The sequence below is a fragment of the Rheinheimera sp. EpRS3 genome, from assembly GCF_001513785.1.
Lineage (GTDB): Bacteria > Pseudomonadota > Gammaproteobacteria > Enterobacterales > Alteromonadaceae > Alishewanella.
This window is the reverse complement of the sequence record NZ_LNQS01000009.1, coordinates 410402-434489: the sequence shown is the minus strand read 5'-3', so window position 1 is coordinate 434489 and position 24088 is coordinate 410402. Positions and strand designations below refer to the sequence as shown.

Sequence of the window (24088 nt, the reverse complement as noted above, 5' to 3'; positions counted from 1 at the left end):
ACTCCCTGAACCTTAACCAGCGTATCCGCGCTGCTTAAAACCATGCTTCCGGAATAATTACTACGTCGCCAGGCAACATATCTACGTTGGCAGCAATTTCACCATCGCGGATAAGGTCATCAAGCCTGACATTAAATGTTATTTGCTGGCCATCTTTAGTTCTTACCAGCTTGGCACCGTTACCGTTAGCAAATTCAGTTAAGCCGCCAACTGCAATCATCAAATCAAGCACCGTCATATACTGACGATAACTAATAGCCTGAGGGTTGGCTGCTGCGCCTATTACCCGTACCTGCTCACTGTATGGACCGACAAAATTGGTCACCGACACAGTAACAACAGGATCGCGGATATATTTGCTCAGAATAGCCTCCATATCACGGGCAACCTGAGTTGGGGTTTTACCACTGACAGGAACGTCTTCAACTAGAGAAGTCGATACTTTACCATCTGGTCTGACAATAAAAGTGCCGGACAGCTCCGGATTTCGCCAGACAAAAATACCAACAGTGTCATTTGGGCCGATAAGATATTGGTAATTATCAACGGAGGTAGTCAAAGAGTTTTGCACCGTTGCCGGTGGCAACGTAGAGTTGCTGCTGCAACCTGCTAAAAACAGACCTAAAATCAACGTTAAACCGCAATATCCTTTCGCTGGTGTAGCCATCATATTACTCATCCTTTTACTGACGCCCTGATAATATAACTTAAAAATTTAGCCTTGTGCTGTAAAAATTGAAAATTTAATTTTTGTTTTGCTGTAGAAATAGTATAATTAGTGCGCTTGGTTTTGCCTCATCGACCTTTTCGGTGCTGGCGATAGCTAAATGCAATGGATGCAACAAGGATGTCGTTATGAGTAAAGCAAGTCGTTACGGACGAAATACGATTGCAGACAAGCTGTTCTTGCTGGGTGAATTAGTACTGTTAGTGTTATCCAGTTTACTTGCCAGCTATGCCTACAGTTACTACCTGTTTCCAGTATCTTTTGAACACCGCCTTATTAATGCTGCTTTATTTGCGGCTTCGGTAATGCTGTGCGCCCTGTCTGTCGGTCTTTATGACCAGAAACTGCGCGAGGGCCAAAAAGGTATCATCAAGCGCGTCGTTATTACTCTGCTGTTTAACGCAATTTTGCTTGAACTGATTATTTTCCAGCTATTCTCCGTATTGCATATCGGCTCGCTTTATCTGGCGGTAGCCTCTGTGTTTTCTGCGATTAGCGTCTCGGCATTTCGCGCTTTCTTTCACTATAACGACATTACCCGCATCAGCAGACGTCGGGTGCTGATATTAGGTGCGGGTGAGCGTGCTTCCATTATAGAGCGCAGGATGCGACGTAATGTTGATAAACGCAATTTTGAAATTGTCGGTTTTACCCCGATTGAGGGCGACAAAGACGCCGGCATCGCTGAGCATAAGCTGGCAAAATTCGACTATAAAAATGACCTGTATCAGTATGTTGTAGAACACAATATTGATCAGTTAGTTATTGCCTGTGACGAAAGACGCAATATGTTGCCCGTTGAGCATTTATTTAAATGTAAAACACGTGGTATTGACGTCATCGAAATTCTTGACTTTATTGAGCGTGAAACAGGTCAGATTGCAGTAAACCTGATTTACCCGAGTTGGGTTATTTACGCCAATGGCCTGGATTTAAATCAGCGCTTTAAAACCAACCTCGATTACAAACTTAATGTCGTGCTGGCTATTTTGCTACTGGCTGTTACCTGGCCGATTATGTTAATTACCACCTTGCTTATTTATCTGGAAGACGGCCGCAAAACCGGTGCTTCAGTATTTTACCGCCAGATACGAGTGGGATATGACGGCAAGCCATTTTATATTGTTAAATTTCGCAGTATGCGGCCTGATGCTGAGAAAAACGGTGCGCGCTGGGCAACGGCTGACGATGACAGAGTTACACGTGTAGGCCGTATCATCCGCAAATACCGGATAGATGAACTGCCTCAGTTGTTGAATGTTTTGTCGGGTGATATGGGTTTTGTCGGGCCAAGGCCAGAGCGGCCAGAGTTTGTGAATCAGCTGGCCAAAGACATCCCGTATTACAATCAGCGGCATAATGTTAAACCGGGCCTGACAGGCTGGGCTCAGCTTAAATATCCTTATGGCTCTACCGCTGAAGATGCACAGGAAAAACTCAAATTTGACCTGTACTACATCAAACATCGCAGCCTGATGCTGGATTTGATGATTCTTGTCAGAACCGTAGAAATTGTACTTTTTGGCAAAGGACGTTAATACCAATGCAGTATGCACGGTTAAGAAGTAATGCGCTTACTGTAGATGTTGAAGATTATTTTCATGTCGCAGCTTTTGATGCCACTGTGTCTCCGGCGCAGTGGCCTGATTTTCCGCAACGCGTAGCCCGTAACACTGAAATTTTGCTGCAACAGTTTGATAAACATCAGGCTAAAGCCACCTTTTTTATTTTGGGCTGGGTAGCCGAACGCTACCCACAACTGGTAAAACAAATTCACGCCGCAGGCCATGAAGTTGCCAGCCATGGCTATGCTCATGCCAAAGCTTCTGTGCAAACAGCTGCTGAATTTTTGCAGGATGTTAGCCGCGCTAAGGCCATTCTGGAAGACATTACCGGTGCCGAAGTGGTTGGTTACCGTGCGCCAAGCTTTTCTATTGGTAAAACTAATGAATGGGCGTTTGATGTACTCCAGCAGGCTGGATACCTCTACAGCTCAAGCACTTACCCTGTAGTGCACGACTTATATGGCACACCAGATTGGCCGCAACAACCCTATAAACGAACCGAAGGTATTTGGGAATGCCCAATGCCTGTATTAAATAAAGTTGGCAAGCAATGGCCCATAGCAGGTGGTGGTTATTTTCGCCTGTTGCCATACTGGCTTAGCAAAAAGTGTATCGACAGCTATCTGAAACAAAGTGATGCACCTTATATGTTTTATTTTCATCCGTGGGAAATAGATCCGCATCAACCGCGGTTTGAGCAAGCACCATTTAAATCAAAATTCAGACACTACACTAACTTAAACCGCATGGAAGCTAAACTGGTGCGCTTGCTGCAAGACTATCAGTGGCGTAGCGTCAAAGAAGTATATCAACCGTATTTTGCTTAAACAGAAGGGAACCGGATGTATCAACTGAATACATTGTCGCTCAGGGACGAGCAAGCAGTGGCGTGGGATAATTTTGTAACAGCCAGTGACGAAGCAACCTTTTTTCATTTATCTGGCTGGCAACAAATTATTGCCGATGCCGGTCATCGTTGCTATTACCTGTATGCGAGCCAAAATAACCAGATTGTTGGTGTGCTGCCGCTGGCCCGCGTTAAAAGTATGCTATTTGGTGATGCGCTGGTGTCTACGCCATTTTGTGTTTATGGCGGTGCGATTGGTGAGCCGGCCGTTAAGCGCTTTTTGGAACAGGAAGCGGTAAAGCTTGCCACTTCATTACAGGTAAAACATATTGAACTGCGTTATAAAACCGTGCAGGACAACGACTTTACCACCCGCAGCCAGCATGCTTACTTTGCCTGTGAACTGGCTGAAACTGCCGAGCAAATTCTGGCTAACGTAAAGAAAAAGCAACGTGCGGTTATACGTCATGCGTTGAACGAGCCCTTGCAGCATACTCTGGATACAAACCCAACCGATTTTTACCAAACCTATTCAGAAAGCGTACGCAACCTGGGTACTCCGGTATTTAGCAAAGCCTTTTTCCAAAAAATTATGCAGGTGTTTCCCGAGCAGACGGAAATTCTGACCGTGCGTAAAGATCAGCAACCAGTATCCTCAGTGCTGAGTTTTTATCATAAAGGTGAAGTGTTGCCCTATTATGGCGGCGGCATCAGTGAAGCTAAATCACTAAAAAGTAATGATTATATGTACTACCAGCTGATGTGCCATGCCAGGCTGGATAAAAACTGTCACCGTTATGATTTTGGCCGCAGTAAACTGGACTCTGGTGCCTATCAGTATAAAAAACATTGGGGCATGGAAGCGACAGAACTACATTATCAGTATAAATTGATCACGGCCCAACAATTGCCGAACCTGAGCCCTAATAATCCGAAATATCAGCTGTTTATCCGGCTATGGCAAAAGCTGCCGCTGTCAGTAAGCCAGTGGATTGGACCAGCCCTGTCGAGGTATCTGGGATGACAGACCCTAAACCGGACTTGCTGTTACTGGTACACCGTATTCCTTATCCGCCTAATAAGGGCGATAAAATCCGCTCATTTAATTTAATGAAAGCGCTAAGCCAGCATTACACCGTGCATTTAGGCTGCTTTATCGATGATCCTTTTGACAGGCAATATATAGATACACTTAGCCAGTGGTGCGCTACCGTTTTTTGCGTAAACCAGGCCAAGTGGCGGGCAAAGCTTTGCGCTTTGAGCGGTTTTATTACGAATCAGGCGATTACCCTGCCCTACTATTTCAGCTTCGCGATGGCGGCCTGGGTAAACGCCACGATTAACACCCATAAGATCAAAAAGGTACTGGTGTACTCATCCTCTATGGCTCAGTACGTTGATAAAACCGAATATCAGCCATTGAGCCGGGTTATAGACTTCGTTGATATTGATTCAGATAAATGGCGCCAGTACGCCGAGAAATCCCGCGGCGTAAAACGCTGGTTTTATCAGCGCGAAGCCAGATTGCTGCTGCAATACGAAAAACACATTTGTCAGCGCTTTAACAGCAGCCTGTTTGTTTCTGACGATGAAGCCAGTGCCTTTCGGGCCATGCTGCCTGTACAGCTGCAACATAAAGTGCATAGTGTGTTAAATGGGGTGGATACCGACTATTTCTCGCCTGAAACACCAGCGTGCAAGACAGAACAAACTTTGCCTGAGCAGTATATTGTATTTACCGGCGCCATGGATTATTGGGCCAATGTAGATGCCGTATGCTGGTTTTGCCAAAATATCTGGCCGCGGCTGAAACAGCTGTATCCGCAGTTACATTTTGTCATAGTAGGTGGAAAACCCAGTGCTGAAGTCCGGGCCCTTAGCCAACAGGCAGGTGTCGTTGTTACCGGGCGCGTAGATGACGTGCGACCTTATATCAGCCATGCCCGCTTTGCTGTAGCGCCAATGCTGATAGCGCGTGGTATTCAAAACAAAGTGCTTGAAGCTATGGCCATGAACAAAGCGGTAGTTTGCAGTGGCATGGCCATGGAGGGCATTAATGCACCCGCTAGTGAAGATGCCGTGATTGCTGAGGGTATAGAAGGCTTTATCCGTGCTTGCAAACGGCAGTTGGACCGACCTTCAGCGCCCTCTGCCAACCGGCAATGGATTTTACAGCATTTTACCTGGCAACAAACGTTAGTACGGTTAAACAGTTTTATCCATCCGGAGTTGTCTGTATGACGGCTCTTAACCGCCAGGCGAACATGTTGCTGCTTGCTGTTATCAGCCTGGCTTATGTCATGTTGTACAGCTCAACCTGGTTGGATATGGAGCGGGTATGGCGCAGCTCTGCAACTTATAATCACTGCTATCTTATCCTGCCTATTTGCCTGTATTTTTTTTACCGCGCCAAAACACCGCTTATCACGCCATCAGCACCCGGTTACTGGCTATGGCTGCCTGCAATTGGCTTAATATTACTGCAACTGATTTGGTTATTTGGCTACGCGGCTGATATTGCCCTGCTGATGCATATTGCCGCCGTTATGTCGCTGCAGGCGCTGTTATGGCTTGCCTTTGGTAATACCAACAGTCGCCTGCATTGGTTTGCCATCGCATACCTGATTTTTCTGGTGCCTTTTGGCGAAGAGTTGTCACCGTTTTTACAGAACATTACCGCCGATCTCACCGTGGTGATGTTGCAGGTTGTCAATATTCCTGTATACCGTGAAGGGCTTTATCTCGCCACTCCGGTAGGTTTATTTGAAGTGGCAGAAGCCTGTTCGGGCTTACGCTTTCTTATTGCATCACTGGCCATTTCAGCATTATTTGCTTACTTGCATTACAACAAAATCTGGAAACAAATCAGCTTTGTGGTGTTTATGGCCTTGTTGTCGGTGCTGGCCAATGGTGTACGCGCTTTTATGCTGGTTTATATTGGTGAGAAAACCGATATGCGCTTTGGTTTTGGCGCCGATCATTATTTGTATGGCTGGTTATTTTTCGGTCTGGTGTTAATGGCCGGTTTCTGGCTGGGGGCAAGATTTTCAGATCCTACCCTGCAGCTTGAACGGCGCAGCAAACAGCATTTTAGTTTACAAACCAAGCCGTCAATGTTGTTCCTGACAACTGCGATTATTGCGCTAACCCTGAGCTACCGCTTGTCACTAAAGGTAATGGCAGAGCCCGCTGCAGTAAATAACCTTGCCATGCCTTTTGCCAGTCAGCCGGTAGAAAAAAGTAACTGGGGCATCAATTTTATAAACAGTCTGGCTCAGAACCATGCTCAGGATACTGCAGGGACAGAGTATTTCGTTGCCCGTTACGGTAATAAGCAACAAAATGGTGAACTGATTAACTGGCAGAACAACCTGTTTGATAAACAACTCTGGCAGATACAGCAGCGTATTACCGGTGCCGACAGTGCCATATTGCAGCTAACAAGCCTGACGAATGAACAACGCACTGTATTGTACTGGTACCAGATCGACGAACAGCGTGTGGTACCCGAGCTGGAAGTAAAAGTACGCCAGGCATTAAGCTACCTGGCTGATGATCAGTCCAGTGCTTATATTTTTGCAGTATCAGTTAATGGTAAAGCCTCAGAGCAAAACCTGGCAGTGTTACAACAAGCCGCAGCCTTATTGTCACAAGCCCGAACCAATACAGAGCAGGCCGTTGCCGGAGCCAAGTATGACTGAGCGCCAGCAACAACCGGTGCATATTGCCCATCTTGTCTGGCACTTTAGCACCGGCGGTCTGGAAAATGGCCTGGTTAACCTGATAAACCATTTACCGCAGGACAGATTTCGCCACAGTATTGTCACGCTAACCGGCCACGACCCGCAGTTTGTAAAACGCATCAAAACAAATAATGTCGACCTGCATTGTCTGGACAAAACCGAAGGCCATGACTGGGGCACATTTAGCCGGTTAAATACACTGTTGCAAAGCCTGCAGCCAGACATACTGCACAGCCGCAACCTGGCAACACTTGAATTACAGGTTGTTGGTTGGTGGCGCAAAGTGCCACTGCGTTTGCATGGCGAACACGGCTGGGACAGCCATGATATCGGCGGCTGTAACAAAAAAAACCGCCTGATACGCCGTGTATTTAAACGCTTTGTTCAGCGCTTTATTTGTTTGTCATCTGAAGCGGAACATTATCTGACCGATATTATTAAACTGGACAAAAACCGGGTTGAACGTATTTGCAACGGTGTAGAAACTACCAAATACGCCAATGCCACGCCTGCAGAACTGGCGCTACCGCCGGGTACTACATCGCTTAGCCCGGTTGTTTTTGCTACAGTGGGCCGCCTGGCCAGTGTTAAGAATCAGGCTTTGCTGCTGCACGCCTATAGTTTGCTGCTGCGCCAATATCCGCAGTACAGCACAGAAAGTGCATTGATTATTGTTGGCGACGGCCCTTGCCGGCAAGAGCTTGAACAACTGCGCGATACCCTGCAGTTAGGCGCTCAGGTGGTATTTACCGGCAACCGGCAGGATATTCCCCAGTTAATGCAACGCTTTGATGTATTTGTGCTGCCCTCACTGGCAGAAGGTATTTCCAATACGTTGCTCGAGGCCATGGCAGCCGGTACACCGGTTATTGCCACCGCAGTGGGCGGCAACCCGGATTTATTGCCGGCAGCGCTGCTTGATACTAATCTGGTGGCATCAGATAACCGACAGCAGTTATCAAGCGCCATGCTGCGCTACCTACAACAGCGCGATGCGCTGATTTATGACGCAGAACTGGTGAAAAACCATTGCCATCAGCACTTTAGTATAGATACGATGGTACAGCGATATCAAAAGCTTTATGAAATGACAAGGATGCAGACCTAACCATGTGTGGTATAGCAGGAATTTATCAGCTGAAAACCCAGGCTACGCCTGATCCGCAAGTTCTGGCCAAAATGAATGACAGCCAGTGGCACCGCGGGCCCGATGCCGGAGATTACTTTTTTGAGCCTACGGTCGGCCTGGCACACCGCCGGTTATCGATTATAGATATTGCCGGCAGCCCGCAGCCCATGCAAAGCGCCAATGCACAGGCCTGTATTGTGTTTAATGGTGAAATCTACAACTATCGCGAACTGCGCCAGGAACTACTTGGCAAGGGCTATCAGTTTAATACCAACGGCGATACCGAAACCATTCTTAATGCCTGGCTCGAATGGGGCGAAGACTGCGTGCATCACCTGCGCGGTATGTTTGCGTTTGCTATCTGGGATAACAGCCGTCAGTGCCTGTTTTTGGCCCGTGACCGTCTTGGCATTAAACCACTGTTTTACTCGCTGCTTGATGATGGCCAGTTTATTTTCGGCTCAGAACTTAAAGTGTTGCGTAACCATCCGGATTTTATTACCGCACTGCGCGACAGCACTATCGAAGATTATTTCAGCTTTGGTTATATTCCAGAGCCTTACACTATTTACCAGCACAGCTATAAACTAGCGCCGGGCCATACTTTATTGTTGCAGCACGGCCAGGCCAAGCTGAGTGAACCAAAGCAGTATTGGGATGTACCCACGCAGTGGCAAGATGCCGTAACAGAGCAGGAACTTAGCGCAGAGCTGATCACAAGATTTCGTGAAGCGGTGGATATTCGGCTGGTAGCAGAAGTGCCGCTGGGCGCCTTTTTATCTGGCGGTGTCGATTCAAGCGCTGTTGTCGCCATGATGGCTGGCCTGCAAAGTGATCCAGTTAACACTTGCTCTATCGGTTTTGACAGCCCACAGTTTAATGAAACCGAGTTTGCCCGTCAGGTTGCCGCGCGTTATAACACCAACCACCATGAAAATATCGTTAGCCAGAACGATTTTGAACTGTTGGATCAACTGGCAGACTTGTACGACGAGCCTTACGCCGACAGCTCAGCAATACCCACCTATCGCGTCTGCCAAATGGCACGCCAGCATGTTACGGTGGCATTGAGCGGTGATGGTGCCGACGAGTTATTTGCCGGCTATCGCCGCTATAAGCTGCACCTGAATGAAGAACGTTTTCGTAACTGGCTGCCACTGGCAATAAGAAAGCCGGTTTTTGGTTTGCTGGGTAAAATTTACCCTAAACTGGACTGGGCACCGCGCTTTTTACGCGCCAAAACCACCTTTCAGTCATTGGCGATGGACACCGTTGCCGGTTACCACAACTCCATTGCCATTTTGCGCCAGGATCAGCGCGACAGGCTGTTTTCCCCAGCGTTTAAGCAGCGCCTTAACGGCTATAGCTCACTGGAGGTGTTTCGTCGCCACGGTGCCAGGGTTAAACATCTGGACCCGATGAAAATAGCCCAGTATCTGGATATGAAAACCTATCTGGTGGGCGATATTCTAACCAAAGTAGACCGCGCCTCTATGGCTCACTCGCTTGAAGTGCGGGTGCCATTTTTAGACCACAAATTTGTTGAGTGGGCCTTTACTGCCGAATCAAGCGCGAATTTGCAAAATGGCGTGGGTAAATTCTCGCTGAAAAAAGCACTGGAACCGCATTTGCCGGATGATGTGCTGTATCGGAAAAAAATGGGCTTTGCCGTTCCGCTGGCCGAATGGTTTCGCGGCCCGTTGCAGCAAAAGCTGCAGGATAAGTTGCTGTCCGATGTCATGATTAACAGCGGCTACTTTAATGTTGCCGAGCTAAAGCAGCTGATTGACGATCATAAACGCGCACTAAAAGATAATAGCGCCGCGCTATGGACACTGCTGATGTTTGCCGCCTTCCTGGAGCGCAACAGCAAATGAAGATCCTGCATATTTTCGATCATTCTTTGCCATTACACAGTGGTTACACTTTTCGTTCACGCGCTATTTTGCAGCAACAACGTAAACTCGGCTATCAGACATGTCATGTTACCAGCCCGAAGCATCCAACTAAGGAGCAAGGCACAGAGCAAGCAGAAGGTTTCAGCTTTTACCGCACCCTGCCCTACAGCGGCTGGTTTTGGCGCTTACCGGTGTTAAAAGAGCTGGCCGTGGTACTGGCGCTGAAAAAGCGTATTTTGCAGATTATTAGCCAGGAAAAGCCCGACGTGTTGCATGCTCATTCACCGGCACTAAATGGCCTGGCTGCATTATGGGCCGCAAAAAAAGCCAAACTGCCGGTGGTATATGAAATACGCGCGTTTTGGGAAGATGCTGCCGTTGATCATGGTACCTGCACCGAAGGTGATCTGCGCTATAATATGACGCAATCGCTGGAAACCCACGTGGCGAAAAAAGCGGATGCTGTTACCACTATTTGTGAAGGCTTAAGACAGGATTTGGTTAGCAGGGGTATCAGCGCAGACAAAATAACCGTGATCCCCAATGCCGTTGACCCGGAGCAGTTTCAGCTTATCCGTGAAAAAAACGCCGCACTTGAAATGCAGTTTAAACTGAAAAACAAGCCGGTATTAGGTTTCCTTGGCTCGTTTTACGCCTATGAAGGCTTGGATCTGCTGATCAGGGCCCTGCCATTGATCAGGCAAAAAGTGCCGGACGCTATGTTGTTGCTTGTTGGTGGCGGGCCACAACAAGAGGCGTTGCAGCTGCTGATTAGCGAGCTTCAGCTTGATGATGCTGTGATTATGCCAGGCCGGGTGCCACACAGCGATGTAATGCAATATTACAGTCTGGTCGATTTACTGGTGTATCCGCGCAAAGCCATGCGCTTAACCGAGCTGGTTACGCCACTAAAGCCTCTGGAAGCCATGGCACAAGGTATGATGCTGCTGGCATCTGACGTTGGTGGCCATTTGGAGCTGATTGAGCATGCCAAAACCGGCTGGCTGTTTCAGCGCGACAATATTGATGATCTGGCCGAGCAAGCTGTCAGAGCGTTAAAGAATTTCAGTACCAACGACAGCATTATTGATAACGCGCTGCATTACATCCAGACAGAGCGTAACTGGGCGGTATCTGTAGGCCGCTATACTGATATCTACACGAGGCTGGCTCGTGTCTGATAGCGTAAGCAACATGCATATTTGCCTGGTGGGCCCTATCCCGCCGCCCGCTGGTGGCATGGCAAATCAAACCCGGCAACTCAAAGCACTGTTGCAACAAGATGGCGCAACTGTTGAACTGGTTGCGGTAAATGCGCCTTATCGCCCGGCATTTGCTGGCCGCATTGTGGGGCTACGGGCTCTGTTCAGGCTGGTACCTTATATTATTAACCTGTATCAGGCCGTTGGCAGAGCACAAGTGGTGCATATAATGGCTAATTCTGGCTGGTCATGGCATTTATTTGCCGCACCGGCTATCTGGATAAGTTACCTGCGCCGCACACCGGTTATTGTGAATTACCGCGGCGGACACGCCGAAACCTTTTTTGCTGCCAGTTGGCGCAAAGTGCAGTTCTCGCTGCGCCACGCCAGTGCCGTGCTGGTACCCTCTGCTTTTTTGCAGCAGGTATTTGCCGGCTATGATCAGCCATCAGCGATAGTGCCAAATATCCTTGATCATACGCTGTTTTATCCAGCCTCAGCGCCCAAAGCGAAGCCGGTAACAGCACCACATTTTATTGTTACCCGTAATCTGGAAGCCATTTACGATGTTGCTACCGCACTAAAAGCCTTTGAGCTGGTTTATCAGCAGTATCCACAGGCAAAGTTAACCATTGCCGGTACCGGCCCTTTGTTAGCCCAGTTGCAGCAACAGGTGCAACAAAGCGGCTTAACTCAGGCAGTGAGCTTTGCCGGGCGGCTGGACACAACACAAATGGCCGAATTGTACCGCAGTGCCGATATTATGCTAAACAGCAGCCTGGTTGATAACTCCCCCAATTCTGTTATTGAAGCGATGGCCTGTGGCGTGCCGATAATAAGCACTAACGTTGGCGGTATTCCACGTTTAGTAACAGATAAAATCGATGCTCTGCTGACAGAGCAGGGCGATTATCAAACAATGTTTACCTATGCAAAACAGCTGCTGGCTTCACCAGAGCTGCGCCAGCAATTAGTGCAAAATGGCCTGCTAAACAGCGGTCGCTTTCACTGGCATATTGTCGGCAGCCAGCTAGCCGGACATTACAATTCGGCAATACGCGCCATGGAGCACAGGGCATGACAGCGCTTTATACCCGATTTATTTCAGCCGTTATTTTCCCGCTGCAGGAATATTTTAAAAAGCATGACAGTGTGCGCCGCCGCCGTCAGTTAGAGCAAAGCCAGTGGTTGCCACTGGACAAACTACAGCAATTGCAAAACCACAACCTGCAACGCTTTATTGCTCAGCTTTATCAGCAGGTGCCCTACTACCGCAGCCTGATGCAACAACACAGCCTTACACCTGATGATATTCAAACTGCGGCCGACTTAAGCAAATTGCCATTTTTAACTAAGCCACTGATTAGCGAAAACTTTACTGCGTTAAAAGCCGGTAACGCCGGCGAGCTTAAACGCTTTAATACCGGCGGCTCCAGTGGCCAACCGTTGATTTTTTTACTCGGTAACGAGCGGGTATCGCACGATGTTGCTGCCAAATGGCGGGCAACGCGCTGGTGGGATGTCGATATTGGTGACAAAGAAATTGTTGCCTGGGGCTCACCCATTGAGCTTAATGCTCAGGACAAAGCCCGTATCTGGCGTGACCGGCTGTTTCGCTCAGAACTAGTACCGGCGTTTGATTTAACTGAAGATAAACTACTCAGCTTTTTGCAGCAAATACATGATGTTAAACCTCGCATGTTATTCGGCTATCCGTCGGTGTACCACTTGCTGGCGCAAACAGCACAGCGCCATGGCATTGTTATGGATAATCTGGGTATTAAAGTGGTCTTTGTTACATCAGAGCGGCTTTACCCTTATCAGCGAGAACTGATAAGCACAGTATTTGGCGCACCGGTAGCCAATGGCTACGGTGGCCGCGATGCCGGCTTTATTGCCCATCAATGCCCGCACGGCGGCATGCACTTGTCCTACGAAGATATCATTGTAGAAATAGTTGATGCTCAAGGCCAGGTATTGCCTGCCGGTCAGGCCGGAGAAATTGTGGTTACCCACCTGGCGACTTCTGAGTTCCCTTTTGTGCGCTATCGTACCGGCGATGTTGGCACCATCGCGGCAGAAAGTTGCAGCTGCGGCCGCAGTCTGCCGCTGCTGGAGTCAATTGAAGGGCGCAGCACCGATTTTGTAATGGCGGCAGACGGTACTATGATGCATGGTCTGGCACTGATTTATATTCTGCGCGATATTAGTGGTATAACAGCCTTTAAAATTGTGCAGGAATCACTCAATCTTACTGCTGTGCAGGTGGTATGGCACCAGGGTGAGTTACCTGCAGAAATACGCAAGCAAATCAGCAGTGGCCTCCAAGCCAGGCTGGGACAAAGTGTGGAAATTAATGTGCAACAGTGCGCCGAAATAAAGCCAGAAAAATCAGGCAAATATCGCTACGTTATTAGTAAGGTAACAGCGGTATGATCGACAGTTTTTATCTGTTAACTGCCATAATCGCGGTGTGCTATCTGTTGTATTGGGCTGACCGGCAGGATAAAAGCTAATGCGCGATTTGTTACTGGTCGGCTTTTTATTTGTCGCGATTTATTTCTGTTTTAAGCGGCCATTTTTAGGTATTGCATCCTGGGCGTGGATCTCTCTGATGGCTCCGGCAAACTGGGCGTTTGGTTTTTCCAGCAGTTTCCGGCTTAATCTGACGATTGTACTGGTTACGGTTATATCCTATATCGTAGTACAAAAAAGAAAAACCTTCGCTTTTAATTCATTAAGTTTCTGGATCTTGTTATTTGCAATCTGGACATTAATAACGTCGTTTACCAGCTTACACAGTATCTCTACCTACGCCACAGACTACTGGCAGCAATTTATCAAAGTGTTAGTTTTTTACTTCTTTATAACTCTGATGATCAATAAAAAACTACACATAGATACCTTAATATGGGCAATTGTACTGGCGATTTCATCTTATGCGGCCATGGAATCCGTTAAGTTTATTTTGTCAGGTGGTGGCCATATGGTCACAGGCCGGGCCGGTGCTATCCGCGATCGCAACGATTTTGCCGTTGCGGTTAATATGTGTATTCCACTAATAGTTTATCTCATCTACGCCACCCGGCATTCTTACTTAAAACTTGGCTTATGGGGCCTGCTGCTGCTGAACATTCTTGCTATTGTTGGCACGGGTTCACGTGGCGGTTTTATTGGCCTGGCGATACTGGCATTAGCATTTTGGTGGAAATCTAAACGTAAACTGCTTTGGGCGTTGTTAGCAATTCTTATCTTGCCCACGGCTTATCAGTCTACGCCAGAGCACTGGCGGGAAAGACAAAGTACTATTGAAACTGCATCTACCGATGATGCTTCTTTTATCGGCAGGCTATGGGCCTGGAAAATTGCAGCGATGATAGCACGGGATCATCCGGTCACAGGTGCCGGATTTATGGGTGCAACAGATCATTTGGTATGGCACAGCTATGCGCCTTTTACACCATTTTATGGCCCGATTGAAACACCGGAGATACCTGAAGGGTCAGCACCCAAAGCGGCACATAATATTTATTTTCAGGTATTAGGCGACCATGGCTATGTTGGCTTAACCATCTTCCTGATGATTTTAACCAGCATTTTATGGATAAACAGAAGCAACCGGGTAAAAGCAAAAAAACATCAGCAGCTCTGGTGTGAAAAACTCAGCGCAGCAATATCCTTATCGCTGATAGGTTTCTGTGTCACTGGCGCTAACGTTAGTTTGGCGTACTTTGACTTATTTTATGCCCTGGCAGGCATCGTCTCAGTAATTTCTATCTACAAACTTTATCAGCCGGGAAAACCGCCTGTTACAGCCGATACAGCAGTAGAAACCAAGCCATATCAGGCAAAACTGGCGTAATAAATAAACAGCACCGCGTTAAAGCCAAGCTCTGCGTTTCATTAAGCGCAGAGCTTTACGGTATTATTTTGCCTTGTGCCCGCAGTTTATTTCTCAGCCCCGGCACCGGGTAACCCAGCTGATACGCTCTGGTTGCATACTGCACAGCTTCATCAGCCTGCCCTGCGTCAAGTGAATACCAGCCCAAAAAGTAATTCAGTTCAGCTGATTCGGCCTGCAAATTCTCAGGGGCTTGCTTCAACACTTTTAGCGCCGCTTTGGCATCACCGTTTCTTTTCAGGTAATAAGCCAGAGCCGTGTATGACAGCGAATTATTTGCGTGTGTTTTTAATAAGCCACGCAACGTATCAAAACCGGCCTTTTTATCGCCCATTTCAAAGTGCACCTTGGCCATATCAATATAAATTTCCGGATACCAGCTGTGGTCTTTATTGATATTACGCGCAGTAAACTGAATTTCACTCAGGGCCCGTTTTAAACTTGCCTCACGCAAATTGCCAGAGCTCGCCTCCGCGCGTTTAAGATACACCACGCCGGCACAGTAGTGCCAGGCTCCGCCAGCTGATTCAGCAAAGGCCAGCGCCTTAGTGCTGTCGGCTTTAGTCTGGTTAGGGTACAAACCGGATTTACGCGCAGAACCGGTAGCCGAGTATGCCAGTTTACAGCGCTGATCCCAGGTGTTGAACTCTGCCTGAGTAGGCGTAAAATCATAGCCCATAACATATGTCGGTAATATTAGGGCTGCGGTACAAATAAAAGCTGATTTTTTCATCATTACCATCCGTGATAAACATTATCAAAAGCGAAAACGCATTAACCATAGCAAAATCCGGCCGATTTAGCATTAGTGATCATCCGGCTTTAACTTTACCGCGCCAGACGTTAGAATGGCGCATTGTCGTAAAGGTTGCGGCAAAGTATCTAAGAGGATTGCATGGATAGCATATCCAGCCGGGCCCGTACGGCTTTCAGATGGACATTAAGTTTACGCCTGCTGTCACAGGTGTTTACCTGGCTGGCATCTCTGTTGGTTATCCGTCTGCTTACCCCTGCCGATTATGGCATAGTCGCTATTGCTGAAATGGTACTGATGCTGGCATTGCAATTTGCCAGTGCCGGGCTCGGTGATGTACTGGTGCGGCAAAAGCAGCTGGATGAGTCTTACATCAGAAAAATCCTCTGCTTACTGATGCTGCTCAACGGCGGCCTTGCCATATTGCAACTTAGTTTTGCCGCTTCTGTGGCAGCTTTCTACCAGCAACCGGCACTGGAATATGTGTTGTACGCTTCCGCCACTGTGTTTTTGGTAATGCCATGGATCACGGTGTCATCCAACCTGCTTGCCAGAGAAATGAACTTTAAAAGCCGCTCTAAAATTGATTTTGCTGCCACCCTTAGCGGTAGTGCGCTGGCATTGCTGTTAGCCTTTTACGGTTTTGGTTTCTGGTCATTAATATTGTCAAATATTGCGGTGGTGTTTATCCGGGCTGTTGGCTATAACCTGGCGCTGCGCCGGTTTTACTTACCTCTGTTTCAGTTCAATGGCATGTTGCCGGCATTAAAATTTGGCCTGACATTGATGGCTACCGGCATACTGTTTACCCTGTTTATGAAAGCCGATATTCTGATTGCGGCCAGATTTATTGAGGCCAACCAGCTTGGCTATTACGCCGTGGCCATGCATCTGGCATTAATGCCAATGACAAAAGCCATGCCGCTAATTAATGAAGTTGCCTACCCTATGTATGCCGCAATCGGGCACGACAAACAAAGGTATCAGCAGATCTTCTGTTATATGCTGCGCATTATTACGTTATTTTGCTTCCCATTATTTTACGGTTTTGCCGCTACTGCTGATGAGCTGGTGCAGCTTATACTGGGCCAGCACTGGAGCCATGCCGTGTTGCCATTGCAACTTATATTGCTAACGATACCGCTGCGCATTATTTCAAACCTGTTTACGCCACTGATGAAGGCACTTGGCTTTCCATCTACCGGCCTTATTCATGTCAGTTTTTCGCTGGTGCTGACAGCTATTGCTATTTATTTTGCCTCTGGTTACGGCATTACCGCAGTGGCGGCGTCCTGGCTTATTACCACCCCGCTGTTTTTTCTGTTTGCGGTATACTTATGCGCTTCCCGCGCAGGCATAAGCAGCATGGCAATTATTAAGGCGGTTATGCCGCCGTTACTGTTATCCTCTGTAATGCTGGGGTTATTATATGGCATGCAGCAACTGGTATTGGCTGACATGGCTATGCTGCCAAGGCTATTGATTATGGTAGTGACTGGTGCAGTGTTTTATGCGCTGACGCTGCGCTTATGTTTTAAAGAACGTTTTAACGAGGCCCTGAAATTCAGACTCTGATACAAGGACAGTATTTTGCAGCTTTATTATTTTAAAGACAAAGAAGGTAATTTCGGCGACGATCTGAACCCCTGGTTATGGCAGCAGCTGTTCCCGGACTTCTTCCGTGCCGATGCAGCCGAACTGTTTGTCGGTGTGGGCACGCTACTGAACCACCGCATTCCAACGGCACCGGCAGTAACAGTATTTGGCTCTGGTCATGGTTATGGCCAGCTACCTGCCATCAATGCAAACTGGAAGTTCTACTGTGTACGCGGCCCGTTAACAGCTCAGGCGCTGGGGCTACCCGCAGAGCTGGCAATTACCGATCCGGCGTCGTTATCTGCACAGCTGTATACTCCTGTTGTCGAAAAACAATATAAAGTCAGTTTTATGCCGCATTGTGAAAGCGCGCGGCTGGGTGACTGGGAAAGAGTATGTCAGCAGGCCGGTATCCACTTTCTTGATCCGAGAAAACCTTTTCTGCAAGTGTTTGACGGCATTCGCCAGTCAGAGTTGCTGCTAACAGAAGCGATGCATGGCGCCATACTTGCCGACTCGTTTCGTGTGCCATGGATCCCGGTAAAAGCTTATCCGCATATATCAGAATACAAATGGCAAGACTGGCTGCAGTCGGTACAGCTAACTGCAGAGTTTTCTGCTATTCCGCCGGTATGGCGAGGTGATCAGTCGGCAGAAAAAACCGTGCGGCTGAAAAACATGCTTAAGCGCGGCCTGCAAAATACGCCGTTGTGGCGCTCAGACTGGGGAATGCCACCGCCAAAGCAATCTCCAGCGCAGCATATCGATCTGGTTGCGGCAAGGCTGGCAGATATTGCCAATATTACACCGCCGCATCTGAGCAGCAATACCGTGTTTAATAACAACACGGCACGCTTGCAGGAAAAAGTACAGCAGTTTAAGCAGGACTTTGGTATTTGAAATGGTATCTGAAATGACGAGCCCTTTAGTCAGCGTCATCATTCCGTGCTATAACAGCGCCGCACATATTACTGCAGCGATTGACAGTGTACTGGCACAGGATTACGCCAATATCGAAGTCATCGTAGTTGATGACGGCTCAACCGATAACAGCATTGATATTTTGCGCCAATTTGGCGACAAAATTATCGTGCTGCAGCAAGCTAACCAGGGGCCTGCAGCAGCACGAAATACCGGTATGCGTATCGCCAGCGGACAGTTTATTGCGTTTAATGACAGTGATGATTTATGGTTGCCCGGTAAATTAACCGCGCAGATCGCCTATTTACAGCAACACCCGGATATCGGCTTATGCTATTGCGGCTGGGCCATCTGGCATGGTGCAACCTCTCTGGAGCAGATCTCTGCTCAACTATCTGATGCCGGTCAGGCGGATGCAGCTGAAGATGCCTATTACAGCGGTTGGTTGTATCTGAAGCTGCTTAAAGACTCGGTTATTCATACCATCACCGCCGTAATGCGCCGTGAAATAACAGACACCATTGGCATGTTTAATACTGATTACCGCATTGGCGAAGATCATGATTTCTGGCTGCGGATATCGCAGCGATATCAAATGGCGAAACTGTCCCGAACCTACGCGGTTTACCGTGATAACCCAGATAGCACAACAAAGAAAGTACACGCGAAAAATTTCAGCCTGCTGGTGCTTGAATCTGCGGTGGCACGCTACGGCCTTACCTGCCCTTCCGGCGCGCGCGAATCTCAGGCGGTAGTTAACAACTATCTGGGCGGACGGCATTTTACCTACGGCTATAATGCGATGATGCAAGGCGACAGAGACAAAGCGCTGGTATCGTTTAAGGGCTGTATTCGCTATCGTTACCGGCTGGGTAAAGCGATATTGCTTAGCGCTGTATGTGCGGTACCGCCGCTTTATAAACTGTTTTTGCGTAAAAAAATACCAGCCATTAGTTAAGTGAAACAATGATTGTTAACTGTGAATAAAGTAAGGAATACAACAATGTGGCGCCATGCAGGAACTGACACCTCTACAGCAGCTGATGCCGGCACTAGCACGCCGCATACCTATATGCTTAACCTTAAAGGTACAGGTGCCCTCAACACACTGCATATTCTTAGTCAGCGCCCGCTGCAGATAGCAGAGGATGACCAGACACTGGTGTGCCTGCTGGGCCGGGTAAGGCCCTATAATCAGGATTACCTGCCGGGCGATGCTGCACAGTGGTTTTTACAATTGCATCAGCAACAGCCGCAACAGTTTTATCCGCAGATTGCCGGTTTCTTTGTGTTGATCATTGTCGACAAACACCAGGGCACTATCAGCATAATCAATGACCATGTCGGCGCCGTGCCGTGTTATATCGATAGCAGACAACAAGCTAAGCTGGTACTGAGCGACAGCCTGTCGTTATTGCGCCAGCATAACCCCAGCGTAAGCCTGGATACACAAGCGGTTTATAACTACTTGTATTTTCACTGCATTCCGTCACCTGATGCCATATATCAGCAGATTAAAAAGCTGGAGCCAGGTGTGGCCTTTACAATAAGCGCCGACGGTAGCCTGCACAGCGAAACCTATTATCAGCCGGATTTCACCCCATCAGCCGAACCACAGCAGGTATTACAGCAGCAATGTCAGCAACTGATATCTGAAGCCGTTGCGCGTAATGTCAGCCCCGACTGCGCTGCCTTTTTAAGCGGTGGGCTGGATAGTTCAACCGTAGCCGGTATGCTGGCGAAACATAGTCAGAACGCAAAAACCTATTCGATTGGTTTTGAAGCCAAAGGTTACGACGAAACAGCCTACGCCCTGATCACAGCAAAACATTTCGGCACCGAACATAAAGTGCATTACCTGCAGCCGGAAGAAATCACGCAGCATTTTAGCACCGTGGCAGCCGCCTTTAATGAGCCCTTTGGTAACTCCTCGGCAATGGCGGCGTATATCTGTGCCAAAGTGGCAGCAGACGATGGTATAAAAGTGCTGCTAGCCGGAGATGGCGGCGACGAAATATTTGCCGGTAATGAGCGCTACGTCAAACAAAAAACCTTCGAACATTACCGCGCCCTGCCTGGCCCACTGCGCTTATCGCTTGACCTGTGTTTCTACAACGGCCTGGCCGCAAAACTGCCGGGGCTGAAAAAAGCATATAGCTATATTAACCAGGCAAAAGTCGCCTTGCCGGATCGGCTGGACAGCTACAACTTTTTAAACCGGTTTGATATTAACGACATGTTTTGCAGAGAGTTTATCGAGCATGTTGACAGCCAGTTGCCATTGCAACAGAAGCAACAACGTTATAAGGCTTGCCGCTCTGCGGATGCCGTTGACTGCATGATGTATCTGGACTGGAAATTTACCCTGGCAGATAACGATCTGGTTAAAGTTAGCAGCATGTGTCAGTTGGCCGGCGTTGAAGTGCGTTACCCATTATTTGAAAAAGAAGTGGTCGATTTTAGCTGCAAAGTCAGCGCCGGTATAAAAGCGCCGGGGCAAAAACTGCGTGATTTTTACAAACGCAGTTTTACCGGGTTTCTGCCCGATGCCACACTGAGTAAAAGCAAACATGGGTTTGGCCTGCCTTTTGGCGTATGGATGAAACAACAACCTAAACTGCAGCAAATAACAGCAGATAGCCTGGCCAGCCTGAAGCAGCGCAATATTATTCAGCCAAGCTTTATCGATAAAGCACTGGAAACCTATCAGCAAGGCCATTCGGGTTATTATGGTGAACTGGTATGGATTATGGTTACGCTGGAATTGTGGCTGCAACAACATGAGGCCGGTTATGTTGCATAAAATACTGCAAGTTACCGGTAAATTGCTTGGCCGGAATAAGCTGAGTATTCTGATTTATCATCAGGTACTGGCAAAGCCCGATCCCATGCGGCCCAGTGAACCTACCGCAGAGATATTCGACTGGCAAATGCGCTTGTTGCGCGACTATTTTACCCCTTTATCACTACAGGAAGCACTGCAACACCTGCAAAACCATACTTTGCCTGCCAATGCAGTGTGTGTCACCTTTGACGATGGTTATCTGAACAACCTGACAGTAGCACAGCCAATTCTGGCTAAATACGGCATTCCGGCCACGGTGTATGTGGCCACGGCGTTTAGCCAGGGTAGCAATATGTGGAATGACCGGCTGATTTATCTGTTTTCACAACCTGAGCGCCAGCAATTGCTACTGGACGATACGCAATTAGCCTTAACTGACGCCGCAGACCGGCGCAATAAAGCGCAGCAATGGCTGAAAAAATTAAAATACCTGCCAATAGCCCAGCGGCTGGAAAAAATTGACCAGTTTTATCAGCAAAATAATGCCACTGAGCAAGAGCCACTGATGATGTCGCCAGCGCAGATAAAACAACTATCTGACAGCGGCGTCACTATCGGCGCGCACACGATAAACCACCCTATTTTAAAAGTGATGCCTGAAGAACAGCAGTTGCAGGAAATTACTCAATCGAGGCAACAACTGGAAAACTGGCTGGGCAAACCTGTGCAGCACTTTGCTTATCCTAACGGCATGAAAGATACGGATTTTGATGACACTACGGTAAAACTGGTCACCGAAGCCGGTTTTAGCAGTGCGGTGATTACTAACTGGGGCATTTGCACGGCAGCTACCCCGCCCCATTTGCTAAACCGTTTTACTCCCTGGGATAAAAGCCCGCTGAAATTCCACTGCCGGCTAACCCTTAACTATACCAAGCCTGCACATGTCTGACCCGGTTTACTGGCAAGTACAGCTGTTTGATATAAACGATCCGCAGTTTTTTGCGGACTGGACCCTGTTAAGCAATAGCTATCATGGCAATAATCAATTACTTGGCACTGAGTTTGTTACCTCATTATTAGCCTATTTTGGCCATACACCGTTATACCAGGTGCGAGCCATCTGGCAGGGGCAAGTGCAATGCCTGATGTTGCTCCGACAACGAAACAAACTGATTTGGGAGTTGTATAAGCCCAGCCAGGCTCAGGTTGGCTTGCTGCTGATAAATCCGGCCTTTACGCCAGATATAACGGCATTACTTCGCGCATTACCGGGCATAGCAGCCCGTATCGATTTTCTCAGCCTGGATCCGGCAGAACATCTGGCGCTACTCAATGTACTACATGATCATCAGCAGGCGTTTTATGCCACTAATATGCAGATCAAGTTGCAAGACGGCTTCGACAGCTATTGGCAGTTACGGTCAAAAAACCTGCGTAAAAATATGTCGCGCTATGAAAACCGCCTGCAACGCGAAAATACAACTGTCGATTTTCGCCAGATCAGTAGTGCGCAACATATTAAGTCTGCTGTAGATCGCTACGGCATGATCGAATCTAAAGGCTGGAAAGGTAAACTCGGTACAGCCCTGCACCCCAGTAACCGGCAAGGTCAGTTTTACCGCGATTTTTTGTACCAGTTGGCGCAGCAGAACAATGCCATGGTTTACGAATACTACATACAAGACCGGCTTGTTGCCTCCAGGCTTTGCTGCATCAAGCAAGATATGCTGATTATTCTGAAAACAACTTTTGATGAAGAGTTTAAAAGCTTCGCGCTGGGCCGCCTGCTGCTAAAGCAGATCCTGCATACGCTGTTTGACAACCACAGCGTAAAAGTGGTCGATTTTTACACTAACGCCTCACCAGAACAGCTTGAATGGGCCACCGACACCCGCTCTATTTACAACGGCACCGTGTATGCAGAAAACATCTTTGGCAAAACCTTACAATTATTAACCCGGCTAAAGCAAAAACTGAAGAAAAAACCCATGGCAGAGGTAGCAGAGCCATGACAGAGCCCGCAGTACAACCGAGCCCCTCAGCTTTACCGCCGGTGTTTGTCTGCAACTACTGGTTCAGTGCTTTTGCTGAGCATGTAAACCATAACAAACACAACTTTAGCCTGCCTTTAACCGGACAGGCAGGCCTGGCTTTTTTCAGCAGCACCCCAAGCCAGCCGGGTAACAGCCTGGATAGTATGACCAATTACTACTCGCCAATCTATGGTATTGCCGGGCAGCCGATAGCCACTTTGCCCTGTGCGGCGACATTACAACAACACGCCAGTATATTTTCAGCCTACGATTACATTAATATTCTGCCGCTTTACAGCAACCAAGCGCAGGCCTGGTGCCAAAGCTTTGCCACCTTAGGCTTTAAAGGTTTTATTTACCAACACTCGGTAAACTGGTACGAACCCGATATCACTAGCTTAGCGCAGTACTGGCAACGCCGGCCCAGCCAGCTAAAAAATACGCTGAAACGTAAGCAGGAGCTGATGAATAAAGACGGTAACTTTACCGTTAAAGTATACAGTGAAGGTTCGGCAGAAATACTGATGCAAGCGCTGATTGATTACCATCAGGTGTATTACCACAGCTGGAAACGCTCTGAACCCACCCCAGCTTTTATCGACAGCATATGCCAGCACAACTGGCAAATTAACGCCCTGCGTATTGGGGTCATTTACTACAATAACGAACCGATAGCAGCACAAATCTGGTTTGTATACGATAAAACCGCCGCCATTTTCAAACTGGCTTATAACAAAGACTTTACCCGCTTCAGCCCGGGAACTGTGCTGACAGCCGCACTGCTTGAGCATGTCATTTGCCGGGATAATGTTAACACGGTAGATTTTCTTACCGGCAATGACGATTATAAAAAAGACTGGATGTCAGCAAAACAGCCGCTTTATGGTATTCAGCTATGTAATAAGCGGACGTGGCGTGGCAAACTAAGATCGCTGGCAAATTATGTTGCCAATTTTAAGCACAAACCCGCACCGAAATAATCAC

20 protein-coding genes are annotated in these 24088 nt (G+C 48.0%); 18 read left to right on the top strand and 2 right to left on the bottom strand.

Annotated features, from left to right (window positions below):
* Nucleotides 1–34: 34 nt before the first annotated feature.
* Nucleotides 35–670, bottom strand: coding sequence for an XrtA/PEP-CTERM system exopolysaccharide export protein (locus tag AR688_RS14420; RefSeq protein ID WP_156420308.1), 636 nt, complete (start codon nt 668–670; stop codon nt 35–37).
* 185 nt (nt 671–855) lie between these two features.
* Here AR688_RS14420 and AR688_RS14415 point away from each other — a divergent pair, with 185 nt between their 5' ends.
* The 11 genes from AR688_RS14415 to AR688_RS14365 all read left to right on the top strand — a co-directional run bounded on the left by AR688_RS14415 (nt 856) and on the right by AR688_RS14365 (nt 14973).
* Nucleotides 856–2265: a TIGR03013 family XrtA/PEP-CTERM system glycosyltransferase gene (locus tag AR688_RS14415; RefSeq protein WP_068235311.1), complete on the top strand. Its 1410-nt coding sequence runs from the start codon at nt 856–858 to the stop codon at nt 2263–2265.
* A gap of 5 nt (nt 2266–2270) precedes the next feature.
* Nucleotides 2271–3119 carry an XrtA system polysaccharide deacetylase gene (locus tag AR688_RS14410; protein ID WP_068235310.1) on the top strand — a complete coding sequence of 283 codons (849 nt, stop codon included), beginning with the start codon at nt 2271–2273 and terminating at the stop codon, nt 3117–3119.
* 15 nt (nt 3120–3134) lie between these two features.
* Complete coding sequence (locus AR688_RS14405; protein ID WP_068235309.1) at nt 3135–4163, top strand: FemAB family XrtA/PEP-CTERM system-associated protein; 1029 nt, start codon at nt 3135–3137, stop codon at nt 4161–4163.
* Nucleotides 4160–5380 (top strand): TIGR03087 family PEP-CTERM/XrtA system glycosyltransferase, encoded by a 1221-nt coding sequence (locus AR688_RS14400; RefSeq protein ID WP_068235308.1) that lies wholly within the window; start codon nt 4160–4162, stop codon nt 5378–5380. Before AR688_RS14405 ends, AR688_RS14400 begins: the two co-directional genes overlap by 4 nt.
* A complete protein-coding gene (gene xrtA / locus AR688_RS14395) occupies nt 5377–6840 on the top strand; it encodes an exosortase A (protein WP_068235306.1) in 1464 nt (487 codons plus the stop codon). Before AR688_RS14400 ends, xrtA begins: the two co-directional genes overlap by 4 nt.
* Nucleotides 6833–7990 carry a TIGR03088 family PEP-CTERM/XrtA system glycosyltransferase gene (locus AR688_RS14390; RefSeq protein WP_068235304.1) on the top strand — a complete coding sequence of 386 codons (1158 nt, stop codon included), beginning with the start codon at nt 6833–6835 and terminating at the stop codon, nt 7988–7990. The genes xrtA and AR688_RS14390 overlap by 8 nt, the downstream gene beginning before the upstream one ends.
* A 2-nt stretch (nt 7991–7992) precedes the next feature.
* Nucleotides 7993–9888, top strand: a complete 1896-nt coding sequence (locus tag AR688_RS14385) for an XrtA/PEP-CTERM system amidotransferase (protein ID WP_068235302.1) — start codon at nt 7993–7995, stop codon at nt 9886–9888.
* Entirely contained in the window at nt 9885–11090 is a 1206-nt protein-coding gene (locus AR688_RS14380; protein WP_068235299.1) for a TIGR04063 family PEP-CTERM/XrtA system glycosyltransferase, read from the top strand. The genes AR688_RS14385 and AR688_RS14380 overlap by 4 nt, the downstream gene beginning before the upstream one ends.
* Nucleotides 11091–11148: 58 nt before the next feature.
* On the top strand, nt 11149–12192 hold the full coding sequence (locus tag AR688_RS14375) for a glycosyltransferase family 4 protein (protein ID WP_231732082.1): 1044 nt from the start codon (nt 11149–11151) through the stop codon (nt 12190–12192).
* Nucleotides 12189–13547 (top strand): phenylacetate--CoA ligase family protein, encoded by a 1359-nt coding sequence (locus AR688_RS14370; RefSeq protein ID WP_068235293.1) that lies wholly within the window; start codon nt 12189–12191, stop codon nt 13545–13547. Before AR688_RS14375 ends, AR688_RS14370 begins: the two co-directional genes overlap by 4 nt.
* Nucleotides 13548–13626: 79 nt before the next feature.
* On the top strand, nt 13627–14973 hold the full coding sequence (locus tag AR688_RS14365) for a putative O-glycosylation ligase, exosortase A system-associated (RefSeq protein ID WP_068235290.1): 1347 nt from the start codon (nt 13627–13629) through the stop codon (nt 14971–14973).
* Between the two features lie 55 nt (nt 14974–15028).
* On the opposite strand, the gene AR688_RS14360 is transcribed toward AR688_RS14365, so the two are convergent.
* Nucleotides 15029–15748: a tetratricopeptide repeat protein gene (locus tag AR688_RS14360; protein ID WP_156420307.1), complete on the bottom strand. Its 720-nt coding sequence runs from the start codon at nt 15746–15748 to the stop codon at nt 15029–15031.
* A 159-nt stretch (nt 15749–15907) separates the two neighbouring features.
* Between AR688_RS14360 and AR688_RS14355 the strand changes: the two genes are divergently transcribed.
* The 7 genes from AR688_RS14355 to AR688_RS14325 are packed head-to-tail and all read left to right on the top strand — an operon-like array spanning nt 15908 to nt 24084.
* Entirely contained in the window at nt 15908–17341 is a 1434-nt protein-coding gene (locus tag AR688_RS14355) for a lipopolysaccharide biosynthesis protein (protein WP_068235286.1), read from the top strand.
* A 15-nt stretch (nt 17342–17356) separates the two neighbouring features.
* Complete coding sequence (locus AR688_RS14350; RefSeq protein ID WP_068235285.1) at nt 17357–18262, top strand: polysaccharide pyruvyl transferase family protein; 906 nt, start codon at nt 17357–17359, stop codon at nt 18260–18262.
* Between the two features lie 13 nt (nt 18263–18275).
* On the top strand, nt 18276–19241 hold the full coding sequence (locus AR688_RS14345; RefSeq protein WP_068235944.1) for a glycosyltransferase: 966 nt from the start codon (nt 18276–18278) through the stop codon (nt 19239–19241).
* Between the two features lie 45 nt (nt 19242–19286).
* A complete protein-coding gene (locus tag AR688_RS14340) occupies nt 19287–21086 on the top strand; it encodes an asparagine synthetase B family protein (protein WP_231732080.1) in 1800 nt (599 codons plus the stop codon).
* A complete protein-coding gene (locus AR688_RS14335) occupies nt 21076–22020 on the top strand; it encodes a polysaccharide deacetylase family protein (protein WP_068235283.1) in 945 nt (314 codons plus the stop codon). The genes AR688_RS14340 and AR688_RS14335 overlap by 11 nt, the downstream gene beginning before the upstream one ends.
* Nucleotides 22013–23083: a GNAT family N-acetyltransferase gene (locus tag AR688_RS14330; protein ID WP_068235282.1), complete on the top strand. Its 1071-nt coding sequence runs from the start codon at nt 22013–22015 to the stop codon at nt 23081–23083. The genes AR688_RS14335 and AR688_RS14330 overlap by 8 nt, the downstream gene beginning before the upstream one ends.
* Entirely contained in the window at nt 23080–24084 is a 1005-nt protein-coding gene (locus AR688_RS14325; RefSeq protein WP_068235279.1) for a GNAT family N-acetyltransferase, read from the top strand. The genes AR688_RS14330 and AR688_RS14325 overlap by 4 nt, the downstream gene beginning before the upstream one ends.
* Nucleotides 24085–24088 lie beyond the last annotated feature (4 nt).